The sequence below is a fragment of the Allokutzneria sp. NRRL B-24872 genome, from assembly GCF_002155965.1.
Classification (GTDB): Bacteria; Actinomycetota; Actinomycetes; order Mycobacteriales; family Pseudonocardiaceae; genus Allokutzneria.
On the sequence record NZ_MUMH01000280.1, the window covers coordinates 494 to 1354 of the forward strand.

2 protein-coding genes are annotated in these 861 nt (G+C 69.4%); both read left to right on the forward strand.

From position 1 onward, the window contains the following. On the forward strand, positions 1–534 hold a 534-nt coding region (locus tag CCN37_RS37410), incomplete at its 5' end, for a Phenylacetic acid catabolic protein (RefSeq protein WP_246843549.1). Then, complete coding sequence (gene paaB, locus CCN37_RS37415; RefSeq protein ID WP_086830146.1) at positions 531–818, forward strand: 1,2-phenylacetyl-CoA epoxidase subunit PaaB; 288 nt, start codon at positions 531–533, stop codon at positions 816–818. The genes CCN37_RS37410 and paaB, both read left to right, overlap by 4 nt. Positions 819–861 lie beyond the last annotated feature (43 nt).

Below are 861 nucleotides of genomic sequence, written 5' to 3' on the forward strand. Positions count from 1 at the left end.
GGCGCCGCGATCTGCAACCAGGTCCCGCTGTGCCGCACCTCCTACGGGCCGTACGCGCGGGCGATGATCCGCGTCTGCAAGGAGGAGTCCTTCCACCAGCGGCAGGGCTACGAGCTGCTGATGACCATGATGCGCGGCAGCCAGGCGCAGCGGGAGATGGTGCAGGAGTCGGTGAACCGCTGGTGGTGGCCGTCGCTGATGATGTTCGGCCCGCCGGACGGGGACTCGCCGAACACCGCGCGCTCGATGGCGTGGCGGATCAAGCGGCACACCAACGACGAGCTACGGCAGAAGTTCGTGGACATGTCGGTGCCGCAGGCGGAAAAGCTCGGCGTNNAGCTGAAGTGGAACGCCGAGCGCGAGCACTACGACTTCGGCGAGCCGGACTGGGCCGAGCTGAAGCGCGTGATCTCCGGTGAGGGCGCCTGCAACGCCGAGCGCGTCGCGCACCGCCGCAAGGCGCACGAGGACGGCGCGTGGGTGCGCGAGGCCGCGCTCGCCCACGCGGCGAAGAAGAAGGGGGTGGCGGCATGAGCCGGGGAGCATGGCCGTTGTGGGAGGTCTTCGTGCGCGGCAGGCGCGGGCTGAACCACGTGCACGTCGGGTCGCTGCACGCGGCCGACGCGCAGATGGCGGTGACCAACGCCCGTGACCTCTACACGCGGCGCAACGAAGGCGTGAGCATCTGGGTGGTGCCCGCCGAGGCGATCACCGCGTCCAGCCCGGACGAGAAGGACCCGATGTTCGCGCCGAGCGGGGACAAGGTCTACCGGCACCCCACGTTCTACGACATCCCCTCCGACGTCCCGCACATGTGAGGCACTGGTGAGCTTCGACAACGCCTACGACGGGCTGAACGAG